At 62.8% G+C, this 19,445-nt stretch carries 14 protein-coding genes; 9 read left to right on the top strand and 5 right to left on the bottom strand.

Annotated elements, in window-relative coordinates:
* The first annotated feature begins 13 nt into the window (after positions 1-13).
* From AC3WRI_RS15355 to AC3WRI_RS15345, 3 genes are all read left to right on the top strand, one after another.
* Entirely contained in the window at positions 14-1,126 is a 1,113-nt protein-coding gene (locus AC3WRI_RS15355; protein WP_010811120.1) for a glycosyltransferase family 4 protein, read from the top strand.
* A gap of 379 nt (positions 1,127-1,505) precedes the next feature.
* Positions 1,506-2,759 carry an O-antigen ligase family protein gene (locus AC3WRI_RS15350; RefSeq protein WP_010811121.1) on the top strand — a complete coding sequence of 418 codons (1,254 nt, stop codon included), beginning with the start codon at positions 1,506-1,508 and terminating at the stop codon, positions 2,757-2,759.
* Positions 2,760-3,008: 249 nt separating this feature from the next.
* A complete protein-coding gene (locus AC3WRI_RS15345; protein ID WP_492293493.1) occupies positions 3,009-4,538 on the top strand; it encodes a hypothetical protein in 1,530 nt (509 codons plus the stop codon).
* Positions 4,539-4,628: 90 nt separating this feature from the next.
* On the opposite strand, the gene AC3WRI_RS15340 is transcribed toward AC3WRI_RS15345, so the two are convergent.
* On the bottom strand, positions 4,629-5,981 hold the full coding sequence (locus tag AC3WRI_RS15340) for a polysaccharide deacetylase family protein (RefSeq protein ID WP_492293492.1): 1,353 nt from the start codon (positions 5,979-5,981) through the stop codon (positions 4,629-4,631).
* Positions 5,982-6,491: 510 nt separating this feature from the next.
* Here AC3WRI_RS15340 and AC3WRI_RS15335 point away from each other — a divergent pair.
* From AC3WRI_RS15335 to AC3WRI_RS15315, 5 genes are all read left to right on the top strand, one after another.
* On the top strand, positions 6,492-7,724 hold the full coding sequence (locus tag AC3WRI_RS15335; protein WP_492293491.1) for a glycosyltransferase family 4 protein: 1,233 nt from the start codon (positions 6,492-6,494) through the stop codon (positions 7,722-7,724).
* 233 nt (positions 7,725-7,957) lie between these two features.
* Positions 7,958-9,127, top strand: coding sequence for a polysaccharide biosynthesis/export family protein (locus tag AC3WRI_RS15330; RefSeq protein ID WP_136227839.1), 1,170 nt, complete (start codon positions 7,958-7,960; stop codon positions 9,125-9,127).
* Positions 9,128-9,140: 13 nt separating this feature from the next.
* Positions 9,141-9,608 carry a low molecular weight protein-tyrosine-phosphatase gene (locus AC3WRI_RS15325; RefSeq protein WP_011616307.1) on the top strand — a complete coding sequence of 156 codons (468 nt, stop codon included), beginning with the start codon at positions 9,141-9,143 and terminating at the stop codon, positions 9,606-9,608.
* On the top strand, positions 9,605-11,827 hold the full coding sequence (locus tag AC3WRI_RS15320; RefSeq protein WP_010811128.1) for a polysaccharide biosynthesis tyrosine autokinase: 2,223 nt from the start codon (positions 9,605-9,607) through the stop codon (positions 11,825-11,827). Before AC3WRI_RS15325 ends, AC3WRI_RS15320 begins: the two co-directional genes overlap by 4 nt.
* A gap of 96 nt (positions 11,828-11,923) precedes the next feature.
* The gene (locus tag AC3WRI_RS15315) at positions 11,924-12,592 is read left to right on the top strand and encodes an acetyltransferase (RefSeq protein WP_010811129.1); all 669 of its coding nucleotides are present in this window, start codon (positions 11,924-11,926) and stop codon (positions 12,590-12,592) included.
* Positions 12,593-12,614: 22 nt separating this feature from the next.
* On the opposite strand, the gene AC3WRI_RS15310 is transcribed toward AC3WRI_RS15315, so the two are convergent.
* From AC3WRI_RS15310 to AC3WRI_RS15300, 3 genes are all read right to left on the bottom strand, one after another.
* Positions 12,615-13,304, bottom strand: a complete 690-nt coding sequence (locus AC3WRI_RS15310; RefSeq protein WP_011616305.1) for a membrane protein — start codon at positions 13,302-13,304, stop codon at positions 12,615-12,617.
* Positions 13,305-13,365: 61 nt separating this feature from the next.
* Positions 13,366-13,983: a sugar transferase gene (locus AC3WRI_RS15305; RefSeq protein ID WP_010811131.1), complete on the bottom strand. Its 618-nt coding sequence runs from the start codon at positions 13,981-13,983 to the stop codon at positions 13,366-13,368.
* Positions 13,984-14,250: 267 nt separating this feature from the next.
* A complete protein-coding gene (locus AC3WRI_RS15300; RefSeq protein ID WP_010811132.1) occupies positions 14,251-15,366 on the bottom strand; it encodes an acyltransferase family protein in 1,116 nt (371 codons plus the stop codon).
* A gap of 288 nt (positions 15,367-15,654) precedes the next feature.
* Here AC3WRI_RS15300 and AC3WRI_RS15295 point away from each other — a divergent pair, with 288 nt between their 5' ends.
* Positions 15,655-16,683, top strand: coding sequence for a DUF1839 family protein (locus AC3WRI_RS15295; RefSeq protein ID WP_492293490.1), 1,029 nt, complete (start codon positions 15,655-15,657; stop codon positions 16,681-16,683).
* Between the two features lie 80 nt (positions 16,684-16,763).
* Here the strand turns inward: AC3WRI_RS15295 and AC3WRI_RS15290 are convergent, their stop codons facing one another.
* Complete coding sequence (locus tag AC3WRI_RS15290) at positions 16,764-19,331, bottom strand: beta-mannosidase (protein WP_010811134.1); 2,568 nt, start codon at positions 19,329-19,331, stop codon at positions 16,764-16,766.
* Positions 19,332-19,445: the final 114 nt, after the last annotated feature.

Below are 19,445 nucleotides of genomic sequence, written 5' to 3'. Positions count from 1 at the left end.
CGGAGCAGAAGAAGTGCAGAGTCCTAACGTAGCCCACCTCACCTCCGTTCATCCACGCTACGATGATCGCATCTTTCTCAAGCATTGCCGTAGCCTGGCGGCCAATGGCTATCGGGTCTCGCTGGTGGTGGCCGACGGCAACGGGGACGAAAGCCGCGATGGGGTGCTCATCACCGATGTTGGCACCTTGCCGGGGCGTGTGAACCGCGTCTTCAGGACCACCGCGCGCGTTCTGCGCCGGGCGATCAAGCTGAATGCTGATATCTACCACCTGCACGACCCGGAGCTGATTCCCATTGGCTTGAGGCTGAAGAGCATGGGCAAGCGTGTCATCTATGATTCGCATGAAGATGTACCCAAGCAATTGCTCAGCAAGCCCTACCTGGGACCGAGGCGCTTACGAGCGCTTGCGGGTGCCTTTTCCATGTATGAGAGGCAGGTCTGTCGCAGATTCGACGGCATCGTGGCAGCCACACCCTATATCAGGGACAAGTTCCTGCCGATTAATCCATGCACGGTCGACATCAACAATTTCCCCATACTCGACGAACTGGGCGGTCCCGTGCGCTGGGAAGATAAGCGTGCAGAAGTGTGCTATCTCGGCGGCATAAACTCAAGTCGCGGTATCCGCGAGACCCTCATGGCGCTGGAGCTGATGCGATCCGGGGCCCGACTGAATCTGGCGGGACGGTTCGGCGACCGGGCCCTGGAGTCCGAGGTCAGGGCGACCACCGGCTGGTCCAGCGTCAACGACCTCGGGTACCTGGACCGGGCCGGGGTGCGGGCCGTGCTGGAGCGGTCAGTGGCCGGCCTGGTGACGCTCCACCCGATCATCAATTTTCTCGATGCGTTGCCGGTGAAGATGTTCGAGTACATGGCAGCGGGTATTCCGCCCATTGCCTCCAACTTTCCGCTCTGGCGTGAGATTGTCGAGCAGAGCGACAGCGGCATATGCGTGGACCCGCTGGATCCGAAGGCGATTGCCGACGCCGTCGACTATCTGGTGACGCACCCGCATGAGGCGCGCCGCATGGGTGAGAACGGCCGCCGCAACGTGGTCAGGAAATACAACTGGGCGATCGAGCAAGACAAGCTCCTGCAATTCTATGAACGGCTTCTGGCGTGAAGTCCGTCGCCGACGCGTCGTTGCCCATCTGTGTGCACTCCGGGCGGCGCGTCCTGCGTGTGCCAGCGGGCTTGCCCGCCTGCGCAACCGCGCTCGCCAGAGCGGACCGGATTTTCCGCCAGAAGCAAACCCTTCCAGTCCGGGCTGCCATACCGCTGTGTGTTGGGTTGGACACGCACTGCGCTACAAAAGTAGCGGCGACTTTGATTAGATGGATAGGACGGCAGCAGACATCCGTGGCCGGGCCTTGCATGCGGAAAGGCACTGTCCGCGGCTTGTACGCCAGCGACTTCCACTGGCTGATAAACCGCGACGGATGCAATAGCGATCGGGAATTCCGTCCGAATTGACGACCAACACGGGAGGCAACAGGGCAATCATGAAGCGCAGGTACCTCTCATTCTGCGCCGGCGTGGTCTTCGTCACCCTCTTTCCGGGTTACTTCTACTATCACACCGCGGTTGCTGGCGGTTTCTTTCCGCCGGTGCTGGGCGGCTTCTTCGGCCCGATGTCGGTCGTGCTCGGTGTCCCGCTGCTGGCACTCGGCGCCGGCGCGATGATAGTCGGGCGCGAACGGTCGCTTTTTATCGATCAAGCTTTCATGCTGTATTTGCTGTTTGCCGTGGCATGGTCAAGCCTGCATTTCCTGCTCGGCATGGGGGCGCAGGGATCCCCCGCCGTCTATTTGTATAACCTCGGCGCGATGTTCCTTTGGCTGGTGGTCTACGCGGCAGTACGGAGCCTCGATCTGGACGGGAAGTGGCTGCGCTGGATACTTTCCCTTTCACTGGTCTACTTCCTGGCGATCGCCGCATGGCAATCGAATGGCCAGTTCTACGATACCGAAAGGCTTGCTGGTGATGCGGTGCGGGTCTCGGGCTATCAGGGGCTGGCCCGTTCTGCCGCCGTTGTCGCCCTGGTCCTGCTCGCGATGAATGCGGGATTGCGAGCAGCACTGATTACAGTGATTGCCGTACCCCTATTGTTCCTGTTAGGGGCAAGGTCCGAGTTTATGGCATTCCTCGTGGTGGCCGCAATGCTCATGGTGGTTCGGGAAGGCGCGTCGCGGACCACGCTGATCTGGCTTCCGCTGGGCGTTGCTGGTATCGCCTATCTCGCCATCAGTTTCCAGATCCTCGAGGGCAACTCGCGCATTCTGCAGCTTCTGGCGATCAAGGAATCGGCTTCCTATCAGGCAAGAAGCGAACTGATGCAGTACGCCGTCAGGATAATCATGGAGCATCCGCTGCTTGGAAGCTATGCTTCCGAGATGGAGATCGGCGAAATGGGAAGCTATGCGCACAACGCACTTTCGGCCTGGGTCAGCTACGGGCTCGCGGGCTTTCTTGGCTTTGTACTCCTGCTGGGCTGTGCCTTGGTACAGTCGGCCTGGCTGGCCAAAAAGGGCGGCGCATCGGATCCGCAGGTTGCACTGGCGCTGGCCTTCAGCCTCTATGCAGTGACGTTGGCGGCCACCGCCAAATCCGTCAACGACCCGATCTTCGCCCTGGCGTGGGGCGCGACGGCTTGCGCACTAGACAAGCGCCGGCGCACAAGCACGCCATCCCTGACACAGGCAGGGGTGCGCAGCCGCGAAGCAGAGCTGACAAAAGTCCGCTCTCCATCCCTCTGAACGATATCGTCCTTCCGACGGCTGATCGCCATCCGCACGATGTTGCGCCTGCCATGGATCCGCTAGTCTGGAGACGGACAACGGAAATCAGGTATGCCGACACTTCTCGGCCGCCGATTCGGGTGTGCAACCAGCAGAAGTATAGAGAGCCCTGCGCGATCGAATGCTCTGCCCTTTTTCCAGTCAGGCGTGGTGGCTGGTCGCCACGATCGGCGCTGAACAGCCGCGCGTTCACAAGGAGATGCTGGCATGAGGCTCGTCCGCCGCCGTCTTGCGTCAGCGCTACTGGGCGCCTGCGGCCTTGTTGTACTGCTGGCCAGCACTGTGCCGGCAGCGCAGGCTCAATCCGGCGGCCTGATGCCCGACGCGCTGAACTGCGACGGCCCGATCGAGTACGCCGTCTGGCGCCGCTGGAACCAAGGCGGCCTCGCCTTCGTGCGAGAGGAGCTGATCGCGCAACGACTGGCAGCAGGCGATACTTACGCGCTATACCATTTCGAGATCTACTTTCACAACTTGCTGGCCATGGCGCAACGTTGCCAGCGGATCGACCGGCTGTACCAGCTGGCCGAACTCGTCTCCAGCACGTACGCGAAGCTGGAGCCTGCGCCCGGCAACCGGCCGGGGCGAGCATGGATATGCCGTGGCGGTCCTGAGTGCAGCCACAACATCCGGCTCCGCAACACCGAGGTGATGCTCAGCAGCACGCAGTTCCTGGCATTCGCGACCAGCCTTGCCAACAGCTTGAGCCGGGCGCGGCCCGAGGCTCCCGGCGATTTTGTCGAGCAGACCGCGCGCATCGCGCGCGAGCACCTGGTGCGGTGGAGTACCCCTGCGGCGCAGGGTGCGTTGCGCAAGCAGATCGCCGCCCGGCCGGAAGATGTGAAGAATGGCTCGTCCGAGCTGTTCCTGACCGACAAGGAGCTTTGGCAGATCTCCATCTACGCGGATCTGGCCGGCATGCTGGCCGTGCGGCCTGGGCTTGCCCTGGACCAGGATGATACCGGCTTTGCCACCATGAAGGCGCACCTGGACTTGCTGCTGGGCCTGGTTGCGGCGCGTATCACTGTACAGGTGCCTCCCGGAGCGAACGGTAAGGCCGGCAAGAGCGCCATGGTGGCTGACCTCGACGCGGGATTCTGGCGGCTCTATGACGACAACCGGTACGCGGGCTACACCGGGCGCGACAAGCCGGTGGTGTGCAAGCGCGATCCGGCCAGGCCCGATGTTTTCGTGGCGCAGACGCAAATCCCTGCCGAGCGCTTCGCGCCGGTTGCCAACCTCGGCTGGGACATCAGCCATGCGCGCCGGCTGGTGCATTTCTTTGAAGCCATCGAGCGCAATCGCGCAGAGATGGTGCGGGTATACGGCATCTCCCCGTCGAGCCTGCCCTCGCACGACAGCATGGTCGCTTTTGCGCGCCAGCTGCGTCTTCACGTGTGGAACCAGGACTGGAACCGCCCGCTGTTCACCAATTACTTCAGCGGCGCCAATGGCTGGTATCGGGTGAACTACGACAATGGCACCGGCAATTGCTCGGAGGGCTACCCACCCTATGGCCAGGCGGAGTCATTCCCTACCGGTGGCTATGCGACATGGCCCGGACTGCATGCGCTGGGTGTGCGCTTGTACGAACTGACGCAGTCGGCAAGCGTGGACGACCGGGACTTCGTCGCGGCGTATTTTCCGAGCTTTATGGGGCGCTACGGTCCTAGCAAGCGTATGATTGCCGAGCTGATGTTCTGGCCTACGCTGGTTCGCCGTGGCGGCTCGCGCTGAAGGACAAAAGCATCGCCGCGGCGCTGTTCGCCTGCGGGCGAGGGCGGCCCTGGCGGGTGCGGACCGGCTGCTTGCCAATGCGATGGCTGGTCAGTGCTCAAGCACCGCCTGGTACAGATCCCGTTCTTCGGCACTGCCGAGCGATGAGTTATGCCAGAGCATCGTGAAACAGCCGTTCACCGCCTTGCAGGCATCCTTCAGTTCCCGGAACTTCTTCCAGGCTGCTTCGCCGGTTCCAAGCCCCATATAACCAATGACGCTGCCTTCCATCGCAATCAGCGGACGGATGCGCAGGTTCAGCGCCGTTCCCGCGACCGGGTCGAAGGCCGGATACTCGAAGCAGGTTCCGCAGCGGAATCCGGCGTGGTCGGCGTAGGTGAGCGTGCTGTCGTAGGTCATGCCTGCCTGCTCCCAACCAAGCATGGTGGTGGGGTGTTCCCAGCGCAGGTAATGCATGCGGCCGCCCCATGCTTCCTGTTCGATATTCTCCTGCTCGCATATCCGCCGCAGCCGCTTTGCCTCCGCCTGGAGCTTTTCGGGGGCGCGATAGGTATTGAAGCTCGGATGCAGGCCGATTTCGTGGCCGCGGGCATGGATGCGCTGCATCAGTCCACATATGGCGGGATGCTCGGGCTCGTAGTCGGCATCCTTGCTGGGGTCGGTACAGCCACAGATGAAGTAGAAAGCGCTGACCAGTCCATGGCGCTCGGAAACATCCATGATCCAGTCGAAGGTATTGACCCGATCCGTCGGATGCAGCGCGGTCCGGGTCTTAAGCCGTATCACGGGAGCCTGCAGCACGCTTTTCACGTCCCGGCGTATCAGTATGTCGCCCGCCATGCGGCGGATGATTCTCGCCGCAGAGGCAAAGCCATAGCGGCTGGGCACATCCACGTCATGCGACACCTTCATGCTGGCCCGCTGCTGCCTGAGCTGCAGTTCGGGCCATAGCCGGCTGATCACCTGGCCAAGGATATGCAGCCATTCGTCCACCACCGGCCGCTCCAGATAGCCATGTTTCCCGGCATGCGACGCGCTGGCCGGGAAACGACCGTAGCTGTCGAGGTCGGAGCGGCCGACCTCCTCCTGGCGCGACAGCATCCAGTAGCTTAGACCGAGAACGTCATAGTGGATGCGATAGCCGGTAGTGGTCGCCTCGATCAGCGGTGACGGTGCGCGCGCGAGGCCTGGCGCTGGCAAGGGACTGCCGAGGGCCGGCTGCCAACCCTCGGCAAGCGCGTCCCAGCTCGTGAAGGCGAGCTCAGAGTCGGCGCGCCGGAAGGTGCCGGGATCTGCGGCAATCTCAATCGACCTCTGGCCGGAACCAGCAAGGCACAGGTGGACAAAGTCCGCGCCAGCAGCTTGCAGGTGAAAGCCATGGCCGAATCGCTCGGCCAGAATCCGCTGTAGCCAGGAAAGGGCTTCCGGGGTCATATGCCTCATTCAGATTTCCAGTGTGAATATGCCAATGCTCCGATGGGAATGATGGCTGTCAGTTCCACGAGCCGGTCCTGGATCGGCGCCACGCAAGCCGAATGGCCGATACTCACAGGATTGGGCCAGTCGAGAAAATTATCGGGACTTCGCAGTGCACTAACAATGGCGCTGGGTGCGACGCCGAACGCAAAGCGAATACGTTGACCTGGTGGACCAGCTGTCTTGAGCTTGCTACGGTGCGCCGTCGAGCAGTGTGGGCCGGGCCACGCTATGCGCTTCCCTTTAGCTGCGGACTTTGATTAGATGTATTTGACCGGATTGGCAAGTACGCCGCAGACGACGGCAAGGTATTCCAGTTTCCGGCCCGTGACCATGTCCTTGTGCGGCGACAAGTGGTCGCGAGGGGGGAGGTCCTTGGCGGGCCCGCATTGCTCTGCTGACCTACCAGACCGGGAGGGCAACTGGACGAGCTCTGCCGATGACATCCGCGCCAGCATCCAACGATCCCGTCCATCCATGAAGCATGTCTGGATTCTCAATCACTATGCCCAGGAGCCCGGCGGCACAGGCGGCACGAGACACTTCCATCTCGCAAAGCACCTGAGCTCGTCTGGCTGGCAGGCGACCGTCATCGCGGCCACCGCGATCGGCAGCGGCGAGAAGCGGCTGGAGGCGGGCGAGTTGTCGCGCCTGGACAGTATTCGCGATGTGCCCTTCCTCTGGGTACGCACGCCCATATACGAAGGCGATGGCGCCGGCCGAATGCTCAACATGCTGGCCTACAGTTGGCGTGTATTGCGTCGGCGCACCACGCACGGCCTGCCGCGCCCGGACGTGGTGATCGGCTCCAGCGTCCATCCCTTTGCCGCGGCGGCGGGCGCCCTGCTGGCGCGCCGCTTCAAGGTGCCATTCGTATTCGAGGTGCGCGACCTGTGGCCGCAAACACTGGTGGACATGGGCCGTCTGCGTGAAGGGGACTTCCTGACCTGGGCATTGCGCAAGCTGGAGACGTGGTTGTACCGACGTGCCGCTCGCATCGTTGTGCTGTTGCCGCATGCGTGGGAGTACATCACGCCGCTCGGCATCCCGAGGGAGCGCATCACCTGGATACCCAATGGCGTGGACCTTTCGCTGTTCCCGCCCACGCCTGAGCGCACTGGGGAACCATCCGGGCGATTCACGCTGATGTATTTCGGCGCCCACGGGCAGGCCAACGGCCTGGACAACTTGCTGCAGGCGATGAAGCTGGTGCAATCGCGTCCGGAGGGACGGCACATCGTGCTGCGCCTGGTGGGGGATGGCCGCATGAAGGCTGCACTGATTGAGCAGGCGCGGCAGCTCGGCTTGAGCAATGTCAGCTTTGAGCCCCCGGTGCCGAAATTCCGCATCCCTGCCGTGGCGATGGAGGCGGATGCCTTTGTCATCGCCGTGCGCGACCTGCCGCGGCTGTACCGGTACGGGATCAGCATGAACAAGTTGTTTGACTACTTGGCTGCGGCCCGCCCCGTCGTCATCGCCTCCAATGCCGCCAACAATCCGGTGGCCGATTCGGCGGCCGGACTGACGGTCGGCGCGGAGCAGCCTCGGGCACTGGCCGATGCCATCATCAACATCGCCGCGGCGCCGCTCGAGGCCCGCCTGCGCATGGGGCGCGCCGGGCGGGAGTACGTCGAACGCAACCACAGCTTCCAGCAGCTGGCGCAGCGTCTGGCTGTCGTGCTGGACGAAGCATGCGAAGCCACAGTTTAGTGATTGGGTCAGCGCCAGGAGCAAAAGCAATGGCGTGGTTGAGTTGGATGGCCATGCCGCGATCACCGGGAAGGGGTGTGTGCGAAGACCGGCGTGCAAGCCGGCGCGGAGCGGCCTGGCGCTCGCAGAAGCGCGGCTCTCACGTGCATGTACTTACTGTGCGCAACCGCACCGAAGCATGGAGCAGCCGCTCCTACTATGCATTCGTCGGGGGACATGGCATGTGCGGTGCGATGTCCGCTGCTATCAGCAAGGAGACCGCCGTGAGACCAGTCAATTGGCGCATTCAATCTCGGACCAGTCTGACAATACTTGTGGCCACCGCCCTGCTTGCGGCTTGCGCCGCATCGCCCGGCATGTACTTCGATAACAAGGCGGTAGTGAGCGCGATCGGGCCGGAAGTCGTGCCCAAGGTCACGCCGATCACCCTGGACCTGGTGAAAGCGCAACGCAACAAGGCCCGTACGGACAACGATCGGGTCCAGGAACTGTTCGCAACGCCGCAGCCTTATCGTATCGGCCCGGGGGACATCATCTCGGTCGTGGTATGGGACCATCCGGAACTGGTCTTTCCCACGCAGACTTACAGCATCGGCGCCTCCTTCGAAATCCCTTCGTCGAGCGGTGGCGCCAACGTGCCTGGCTATGTGGTCAGCGCACATGGCGATATTCAGTTCCCCTACGCCGGTGTCATGAAGGTGGCCGGAAAGACGGCAAACGATGTTCGCGACCAGATGGCGCGTGTGCTATCGCGAGTGGTCAGGAATCCCCAGATGACCGTGCGTGTGCTTGGCTTTCGCAGCCAGCGTGTCTATGTCGACGGCGAGGTCAAGCTGCCTGGCATGCAGCCCATCGACGACGCGCCCATGACGCTGGTGGAAGCGCTCAATCGCGCCGGCGGCGTGCTGAATCTGACCGGTGACAACAGCCGCATCCGTATCACCCGAGGCGAGCGCAGCTGGTATGTCAACATCCCCGCGCTGCTCGCCAAGGGCATCGATCCATCCCGCATTCTGCTGCGCTCCGGCGACATCGTCCGCGTGGAACAGCGCGAAGACAACAAGATCTTCGTCACCGGCGAAGTGGTGCGTCCGGCTTCCTTGCTGATGCGCAACGGGCGGATGACACTGAACGAGGCACTTGGCGATGCCGGTGGGGTCAATCCGAATTCCGGCAATGCGGAGCAGATCTACGTGATTCGGAAGGCGGTGGATGGCGAGCCCAATGTCTTCCACCTGGATGGCAACTCTCCGGCGGCGCTGGCTATCGCCGAGGGCTTCGAGCTGGAACCGAAGGACGTGGTTTATGTGAATGCACGCGAAGTGGTCCGCTGGAGCCGTGTGATCAACCAGTTGCTGCCGAGTACACAGCCCGTTTTCAGTTCGGCCACGGCATTCAAATAGTGGGATGCGAGAGATGGTTCACTCAATCCTGGTGGTGTGCATCGGTAACATCTGTCGCAGCCCGATGGCGGCTTGCCTGCTGGGCCATGTCCTGCCTGCTTGCGAGGTGGTTTCCGCCGGGCTCGCACCGCCGGTCGGCGCCCCCGCTGATCCGAACGCTGTCAGGCTGCTTGCACGCGAGGGGTTCGATATCGTCGGTCACCGCGCACGCGCCGTCGATGACGCACTGGTGGCGGCGGCAGATCTGATCCTCGTGATGGACAGCGAGCAACGCGACGAGCTCGAGCGGGTTTTCCCGCACGCGCGCGGGAAAACCCACCGGCTTTGCGAATATACGCACACGGATGTGCCGGATCCGTATGGATGCTCGCCGAAGATGTTCGGCATCGTGCTGGAACTGATCAAGCAGGGCATCGCATCATGGTCTACACGGCTGGGGGCTGCTGCTGCACCCGCACATGTTCAAGGAGAGGCATCATGAAACCGATCGGTACGCGATACCAGGCCCCCGCTGGCGCGGACGAGCGCGAGCCGGCAGTGGACCTCACCTCCTATCTCGATTTGCTGGCCCGCTATCGACGGACCTTCCTGTCCGTCGCCGGAGTCATCATCGGCCTCGGTCTCATCTACGCCATCCTGGCAAAGCCGGTCTACCGCACCGACATGACGGTACAAGTGGAGGACTCGAGCGGTAACTCGATAGGCAAGCTCGCAGCCGGCGTCTCGCCGGCTTTCGACGTCAAACCCGCGGCTTCTGCGGAGATCGAACTCCTGCGCTCACGGATGGTAGTCGGCAAGGCGGTCGACGACCTGCGTCTGTATATCGAAGCCGCACCGCGCTATTTCCCGCTGATTGGCCCGGCAATCGCCAATTTCAATCCTGAACTGTCGCACCCGGGGCTGTTTGGATGGGGCGGCTTCGCGTGGGGCCATGAATCGATCACCGTGGCCCAGCTCGACGTGCCAGCGCCCATGGAGGAACGCAAGATCACGTTGACCGCGCTGGGTGACGACGCGTACAGGGTGCGGTTTGCCAGCGACAATGTCGAGGCTACCGGCAAGGTGGGATCGCCATTGACGATCAGCACGGCCACCGGGACGGTCACCATGCTGGTCAGCCAGATCGACGGACGCCCCGGTGTCCAGTTCGTACTCCGTCGCCTGCCGCGCGGCGCGGCCATCACGCGATTGCAGGAGAAGCTGGCGATCAGCGAGCGTGGCAAGCAAAGCGGCGTGATCGGCGTGTCGCTGGAGGGAATCTCGCCGGACATGACGGCAGCTGTCCTCAACGAGATCGGTAACGCCTATGTTGACCAGAACATCCGCCGCAAAGCCGCTGAAGCCGAGAAGTCGCTGGCCTTTCTCGAGGGACAACTGCCGCTGCTCAGGCAGCAGGTCGATGTGGCCGAGACCCGGTATAACGCGATGCGCAATCAACGCGGCACCATCGACCTCAGCGAGGAGTCCAAGCTGATCCTGGGCCAGTCGGTACAGATCCAGACCAAGCTTCAGGAATTGCAGCAGAAGCGCCAGGAGCTGGCTGCACGCTTTACCTCCAATCACCCGGCGATCGCACTCATCGACAACCAGATTGCCGGCCTGAACGGCCAGCTGAACGGTGTATCCGGGCGGATCCAGAAGCTGCCGGATGTGGAACAGAATGTGCTTCGCCTGATGCGCGACGTCAAGGTCAGCACTGAGTTGCTTCAGACGCTGCTAAACGAGGTGCAGCAGCTGAAACTGGTCAAGGCAAGCAAAGTGGGAACCGCGAGGATTGTCGACCCGGCCGATGTGCCGCTCAAACCAGTGCGGCCTGATCGGGCGATGATTGCGGGGATGTCGCTGGCCCTGGGCTTGCTTGCCGGCCTGCTGGCGATCTTCATGCGCCATATGCTCGATGGCGGCGTGGCCGACGCGGACGAGATCGAGAGGCAGACAGGGATGACCGTCTATTCGACCATCCCCTTCAGCAAGCAGCAGTCAGAGCTGCCATCCGGCGGCAACCTGCTGGCACTACAGCAGCCGGACGACCCGGCCGTGGAGAGTCTGCGCAGCTTCCGCACGGCATTGCGTTTCGCCATGGCTGGGAGCAATAGTCGGACGGTGATGATCACCGGGCCCGCCCCGGGCGTCGGCAAATCCTTTGTCTGCGCGAACTTTGCCGCGATTGCCGCCGCTGGCAGCCGCGTGGTGCTTATCGATGCCGACCTGCGCCGCGGCAGCCTGCAGAGCCTCTTTGATGCCAGGCGCGGGCCAGGCTTGACCGAACTGCTGATGGGCGCGCCGCTGGAACAGGTTTTGCAGCGGCAAGTGGCGCCCGGCCTGGACTTTATCTCGACCGGCACGCAACCACCACACGCGGCGGATTTGCTGCTGACTTCCAGCATAGATTCCCTGCTTGAGCAACTCAAATCGCGCTATGACCTCGTGCTGATCGATACCCCGCCAGTGCTTGCCGCTGCCGACGCGAGCATCCTGGCGAGCAAGGCTGGCGTAGTGTTCCTCGTCGCGCGTGCCGAGAAGACCACCACCGACGAGTTGATCGCGGCGCAACGGGCCATCCAGCAGGCCGGCGCCGACATCAAGGGCGTGCTCTTCAACGGCCTTCTGATCGAGGGACGCTGGTACCGGTCCCACAACTACTTCGGCAAGTATCGCTATCTCGCCGAATACGGCAATGGACAGAGCAAGCGGGCCTAGCTAAAGCGGCGGTCGGTGTCGTCCCCGGCTGTCTCCCAGCCGTCGGCCGCCACCACCGCCGACTTTCACACGGCTTCACCGGAGGGCCCATCAGCCATGCCACTCGTTCACGCGTCTGCCGTCTCTTCAGTGGTCATCGCCGGCGCCGGCGGGCTCGGGGTGGAACTCTATGATTATCTGCAGGCAGAAGCATTGTGCGGCGGACCGGTTGTAGCGGGCTTCATCGATGACAGGCCGGGCAAGGTTCCGGACGGCATAGATCTGCCGCATCTGGGACCGATACGTCAGTTCCGCCCCGCGTCGCACCAGGCAGTGCTGGTCGCGATAGCTGCCACCCAGGCACGGCAGGACGTACTGTCTTGGCTCTTGCAAATCGGGATCGAGGTTCCGCTGTATGTACACAGCACGGCCCTTGTCTCGCCTTCCGCCCGCCTGGGCGTGGGTGCACTGATCTTTCCATTCACTGTCGTCAGTCGGGGCGCAGTGGTGGAGGATGGCGTGGTGGCCAATGTCTTCAGCGGGATCGGCCATGGTTCCCGGGCGGGCGCATGCTCTGTGCTGTCACCTCACGCGGTCCTCAATGGCAACGCCACCGTCGGACCGCGGTGTTTCCTGGGGACACGTGCAACGCTCTACCCAGGCGTGACAATCGGTGCCGATTGCGTTGTCGACTCTCACACCGGCGTCTCCGCCAACGCCAAGGACCGGCAGTTCATCACTGCCGGTACCTACCAGATTACGGCACGCCGGATCCGTGATCAGTGATGGTGAACTCCATCGTCGCAGCTCAGAAGGTGTCAGAACATGCCCGGTAAGACGGCAAACGGCACTGTTCGACATTCACCACAGTCCGGCCGGAAACCGGATCGGTGTCGATGGATCTGAAATAGCGCTCGGTGACACCGAACCAAAGCAACCCATGGGACCACAAGCGAGTTTTGATAGGATGCAGCGCGGCCGGCATAATAAGGACCAGGAAGCCGCAAAGTGCCAGCCGGGCAAGCATCGGCGTCTGACCGGCGCGCGCAAGCGGACGAAAGGGATGTAGGTTGAGCCATGCCACGGTCAACCCCACAGCCATGCCGATCAGGGTTTCCGCCAGCGTATGATAGCGACCGACAATCAGGGCAACCGCCACCACGACCGCCACCCATACACCGGCAAACAGGCCGAACCTGGCTGTGCGCCTGCCCCATGTCGATCCCAGCATCGCACAGAGCACCGGGTAGACCGAAGCCGTAAGCATGGCGTGCCCGCTTATGCTGTACACGTTCGCCGATGGTATTGACCATCCCCCAATTTCGAACGCGAGTTTCCCTGCAAGAATGACGGCCACGCCGGCCCCCAGCGACAGGAGCCAATAGCATGCCTGCCTCCAAAAGCCCAGGTAGACCAGCCGCAGCGCAATCATGGCAGCAAGGGGGAACGTGAGTGAAGCGCCGCCAATATGGACGATCAGCACCCAGGACAATCGCATTGGCGGCTCCAGATCATGGAATGGTCACTCGCCCTTGCGTCTCGAGCGAGCATCCGACATGTCATGCGGCATCGACATCCGGGGCACTCGGCTTGCTTCCCTTGAAGCGGGGGGCGGAGAATTCTCCCGCGGCACTGATCCCCTCGCGCGCCACGACCTTGGTGACGGTCTTCCACAAGATCACCATGTCCAGCCATACCGATACATGGTCGACGTACCAGACGTCCAACCGGAATTTCTCCTCCCAGCTGATAGCGTTGCGTCCACTGATCTGCGCGAGTCCGGTAATACCGGGACGGACCAGATGGCGGCGTGCCTGCTCCGGTGTGTAGAGCGGCAGGTATTCCATCAGCAGTGGCCGCGGCCCGACCAGACTCATATCGCCTTTGACGACATTCCAGAGCTCCGGTAATTCATCAAGGCTTGTGGCGCGCAGCAATGCTCCGAATCCTGTCAGCCGCTCCGGATCGGGCAGCAGTTCGCCGTCCGGGCCGCAAGCATCCGTCATGGTGCGAAACTTGACGATGTGGAATGGTTCGCCATGAAGTCCCGGCCGCACCTGCCGGAAGAAGACCGGTTTGCCCAGCCTCAGGCGCACCGCGCCCATCAGGAACAGGAGAGGAATGGCGAGCAGCAGGATGGCCAGCACGGCCAGGAGGATGTCAAAGATGCGCTTCATCACATTCGCTCCGAGAAATCCCGCCCGTCAGGGCGGCGGCGTAAGGAGCGCCACCGGCAGGCGGCATCCTTCCTGGAATGGCCGGCATGTAGGTCCAGAGGGGGTAAGCGTCGAATGGGGGAGGGAGCCTGCATGCCGCGCCGGCACTTGCCGGGCCGGGCAAGTCATTAGTGGCCGCCACACGCCACGCTGGCTCAGTATAGTTGCGGCGGAAAGCGAACGTTGCACTGCTATGTGGCGATGACCACAGAACGCACGCCACCTCCGCTATACCCCTCGGTCTCGACCTGCCGGCCGCGCCGCCGGCTCTTCCGGTCTTCCGCTACCGGAAGCAGGAACTCTCCGAAGACCCTGGCGAAGCTTGCCCAGTTTTGCGTCAATTCTTTTCTCGACAAGTCGATAAGTAAGCAACGAAACCATCATCGTCGCAATCACCAACAACACGCATGCAATGTCGCCTGGCAAGACCCTGTGCTTGTCCATCGCGGAGAACAGCCGGGCAAATGCCGGAACCGTGAAGGCCTGCAACAGATATAACGAGTATGAGGAATCGCCAATGCCCTGCAACCAGCTACCTCCTATCCAGCCCTCGGCGCTCTCCCAGAACACCATCCCGGAAACCAGCAGCGCCGCGGGGATTCCCGCAAAGACCACTCTGTCCTCCATCGAAGAACCGGGGGTCAGCACAAGGAAGCCGAAAACTCCGGCCGCGATCAGGGAGAAAGAAGCCCGCCTGGAGATCCGATAGCCGAATTTGTAGAGCCAGGCGACCAGGCAGCCGAGTACGAATTCCAGCAGCAGGGGGGAGGTCAGGAACCTGAAGATATATAGCGTTGGCCTGGTGAGCGACAGTACCGAAAGCCCTGCAAAGAAGGCGGGCAAGGCCCAACGCATGCATCGCTCCGAGAAGCAGATCGAGATGGCGAAAACCGCATAGAAGAACATCTCATAGACCAGCGTCCAGCCGACATAGAGAATCGGGTAGGCGTTACCGTGCTCTTTGACCTCGTATGGGATAAAGAGATAGGAGGTCACAATTTGCATCGCCGTGAACTCGGAATTCTTAAGACTCGGTACCACCCACACGACTGCCAGCATCAGGCTGGTGAGAATCCAGTACATCGGTGCGATTCGCATGAGCCGGGCAACCATGAAATCCTTTGCCGCCTGCGCTCCGCGAAGCCGGCCCGAGGTCGTGGCCACCATCACAAACCCGGAAATGAAGAAGAAAATATCGACGCCGCTCCATCCCCACTCGCTCGCATGGCTGAGAGCACCGGGCGTCCACCCGAAGATCCTTATCGTGGCGGCCGAATGATAGGCGACCACCGCCGTCGCCGCGATGGCGCGCAGCGACTGCACTGTTGATAGCTTTTGCCCCATGTCGTGCTCCCGGTGCGTTGCTCTTCGGCCCGCTGTCCATCCATTGGCACGCGAATCCGGATGGAGCTTTGAGCAATTCTGTCTGCAAGTGTGCCTTCGCACCGTTGGCTATCTCACATTTGGCCGCCGCTCGAGGGAGCACTCCCTGCACCGCTCTCGACCCAGCCGAAAGGCCTCCGAGTCTGTTGGAGAGCGCACCGAAGAGCGAAGGCCAACTCGCTAGATTTGGAGTCCACACCCAGGCCGGCAGACCACGCCTTGGGACATGACAGATGTGGAGGACCGGACATGAAGGCAAGCACAGCACGCAGCGAGGGCGGCGGCGGATTCGGCGCCACCCTGCCGGCGATTGCGGATCCCCACCCGCTGCATAGCGCCGAGGCCATCTGGCAGGAAACCAACTGCTACATCGACTTGTGGGTCGAACTGCTCCACCGCTGGGGTCTCGAACCGCGCGCGGGACTGGCTTTTACCGTGGCGCAAGACTTTGAGGGTGATCACTTTACCTTCTTCAAGTATCCGCAGTTGGACCTGGAGACGCTGTACGGGACGGTTGTGCAAGAAATGGCGGTCTACGACACGCTCCAGGCGCACGTCATGGCCCAGGTCGAACGCGGTCACACCGTGCTGCTCGAAGCCGACAGCTACTATCTGCCCGACACGCATGCCACGGCGTACCGGCGCGAGCACGTCAAGACCACCGTCGCCATTGACCGCATTGACGGCCAGGCGCAGCGCCTCTGGTACTACCACGGCCTCGGCTATCACAGCGCGCAGGAGGAGAACTATCGCGGCCTGTTGCGGCTTCTCCCTGATCTCAGCGGCAACGGCAACATCTTGTTCCCCTATGCCGAATGCGCTAAGCGCGTGCGCCCGCCGCTCGCGTCATCCGCATTGGTCGACGCTTCGGTCGGCCTGCTGCGCTACCACCTGGGCAGACGCCCTGCAGCCAACCCGGTGGCCTGCTGGCGACAGGTGTTCGGCGAGCATATGGATACCCTGCTGGCGCGTGACGACGCCTATTTCCACCTGTACTCCTTCAATTTTCCGCGTCAGCTCGGCGCCAACTTCGAAATGCTGCACCACTGGCTGGCCTGGCTCGGCGAGCAAAAATACAATGCGCCCAAGGCTGTGGCTGACGCCGCACGCAGCATTGCGACCGAGAGTAAGGTCTTGCAGTTCCGGCTTGCTCGAGCGGTCGCGCGCCGGCGGGTGGACTCCTGCACGGATTGCCTGGACACGCTGGAGTCCTGCTATGACAGGACCATGGAGGGCTTGCTGTCGGCGTTCGGCACGTCCCACCAAGTCTGCGCATAGGGCCGGGGGTGCCCGCCATGTTCTACGGCGGGCATCCCGGGGCATGAGCGCCGCAACAGCAACGGCGCCCGGCTCGGCGGTCAGCCATCATAGCCAAGTGGATGCTCCGCATTGACCGCGTGGATCTCGCCGGAAGGAATCGCGGGAGCGTGCGCGCCAGCCTTCCCCGCCTCATGCACCAACCGCAGACGCCGGCTGCTGCCGGGCGCGAGATGGAACCAGTTATCGGTCGCTTGAAAGGCATGATCGTCGATGTGAACCCAACGTGCGAAGCGCTGCGCGGATACCGTCAGCCACCAGTCACCGTCGACTTGCTCGAGCCTGGCTCGCAACCCGGGGGGCTTCAGCGCGGCGGCACGGCGGTCAGGAAGGTAGACGGCCTGGCTCAGCGGCTCGCCGCTGTCGGCAGCATGCAGCGTGACCACGACCACATCGTGCGTCGGCGGGCCGAAGCGATACGCATAGGTGAAGTCGAAGAAGCGGTCCAGCAGCGCCGCTGCTTCAATGCGCGCCGCGCCACGCGCCGGCAATAACAGGCTGTGCCGGGCTTCGGCCACAACTGTCTCGCCGTCGCGCAGGCAGCGCAGCGTCAGCGACAGCGCGTGCGGTTGCGGCGTTTCGTTGATCGCATGCACGTGCAGTCCGTTGAGCCCTTCATCGGTAATCAATACCTGCAGCGGTTGCCAGACCTGCCGCAGGGCATGCCAGGCCGACTTTGGCCGCCCGCACGCATCGACGATGCCCCAGCCGGCTCCGGGCACGAGATCCTGCAATTGCCAGATCAGTCCGCCGGCACAGCTTGACCCGACCCGGCGCCATTCGCTGAAGACTTCTGTCATCACCTCCGCGACCACCGCACGGGACAGCACCAGGTAACGCTGCGGCTGCTCATATCGTAGGCGCGGTGGATCCACTTCGTACAAGGTTCGCAGGTAGTACTCACGTACATCCTCGAAATCCCACGGTGCGCCCGCGTCGCGGGGTATTGTGGCTTTCCAGCGGGGCGAATGCAGCGGCTGCGACAAACCGTGTTCCGCCAGCGTGCGCTCGCAGGGCACATTGGCAAATGCCAGACATTCGGAAGCAAAGCGCACTTGCGCCAAGCGCGCATCCGCCAACGGTCGCTGGTAGGCTCCAACGCCGTAGTAATGACTCACACCAGTGTCCGGCTGGAACGGCCACGCGCCGCCAGTTGGCGAATTGCCGACATACACTACGTCCGGCCGCTTGGCGGCAACCAAGCCCCGGATCAGTTCGTCGAACAGTGGCTGCTTCCAGTCGCTGCGCGAGACGCCCATCATTGCCGCCTGCTGCTCTGCCTCGCTGCCGCCACACAGCACGGCAATGCTCGGATGGGTTAGGGTGGCGCTTAGCCAGTCGCCAACTTCGCGCGTGATGTCCTCGGTGAGGCCGAGGCCCGGTCCGATGCTGCCATAATCAAAATTGGCGAACATGAAATCGTGCCAGACCAGCAAGCCAAGTTCGTCACATATCCGGTAGAAGGCCGCGCCCGGATAGCACGTGACGCCGCTGATCCGCACCATGTTCATCCCGCCCCGGCGCGCCAGCTCCAGCCAGTGCCGGGATGCTTCATCCGTGTCGGCAAGGCCGTGCAGATCATTGCTGGAGATGCACGCCCCCCGGCAGAACAGCGGCTCTCCGTTGATGCGCAGTGCGAAGGCCCCGGCATCGCTTGAACAATCCAATGATATGGTGCGAAAGCCAACCCGTCCGCAGTGGATGGCGCGTCCCTCGATGGTTGCATCCACACGGTAGAGGTGGGGTTCACCGTGCGTATGCGGCCACCAGAGCTTTGGACGTTCAACGCAGACTGTGCCTTCGAGTGTGAACCTGTCGGTACGCGACAGCGAGCCCGGATAGATGCATCCCTCGCCGTCGATGGCCTCGAACGATCCAGACGCTGGCGCGGATGCCGGGAAGTGCAGGTGCAGGCCAATCACACCGCGATCTCCTTGCACCCGCCCCCACAGATCAGCGCGCACGCCATGCAGGATGTCGTCACTGGCCGGGTCAAGCAGTTCCACCGGCCGCCAGGGCCCAACCGCATGGACCGGCGGGCACCAGCCCGGCATGTGGCCAAGCAGGGTCGTGCGAATCGCCCGCAGGATTGGTGGCACGATCATTCTTGGCTTCCACCGCACCGGGCCGCGCTGCTTGCGCAACCACGGATGGAGCGCACGGAAGCAGAGGTGCATCAGGTTGTCGCCGTCCAGGTCGACCTCGACTTCATGAGCGACAAACATATGCCGCGCGCTCAGCACAAGCTTTCCGTTCAGCCAGGCTTCGACCACCGTGGCGAGCCCGTTAAAGCGCAGCACGCGCCGGCCGCGGCCGGCAAAGTTCACACGATACCAATGGTCATACTGGTGCAATGGCGGCGGCATTGCGTCGTCCCATCGCCCGGCGGCGCGCAGCGCGCTGGCCACCGTGCCGGGCACTGGGGCCGGCAGCCAGCCTGCGGCAGGATCCAATGCAGCGGGGCTTTCGGCCGCGCCGGCGGGTGTCTGCACCCATGTCCACTCGCCGCCGAGCGCGGTACTGCCGATGGCAACGCCCGGGCGGCCGCCGGGGAGTGCTTGCTGACCGGACGCAAGAATGCTTGTGTCAGGATAAGTTTGCGACTTCATGGACTGCCTCTCCCGTGACAGCCTGCCCGTGCTGGAACGCTGGCCACGCGGAGCATGCCTCGCTGCTCCGGGCGGCTGCAGAAGTTCGATGCAGGGCGGACCACCAGGCGCATC

This window comes from Cupriavidus sp. FW305-27, assembly GCF_058787995.1.
Note: the sequence above shows the minus strand (reverse complement) of the source record. Positions and strands in the feature narration are given on the sequence as shown.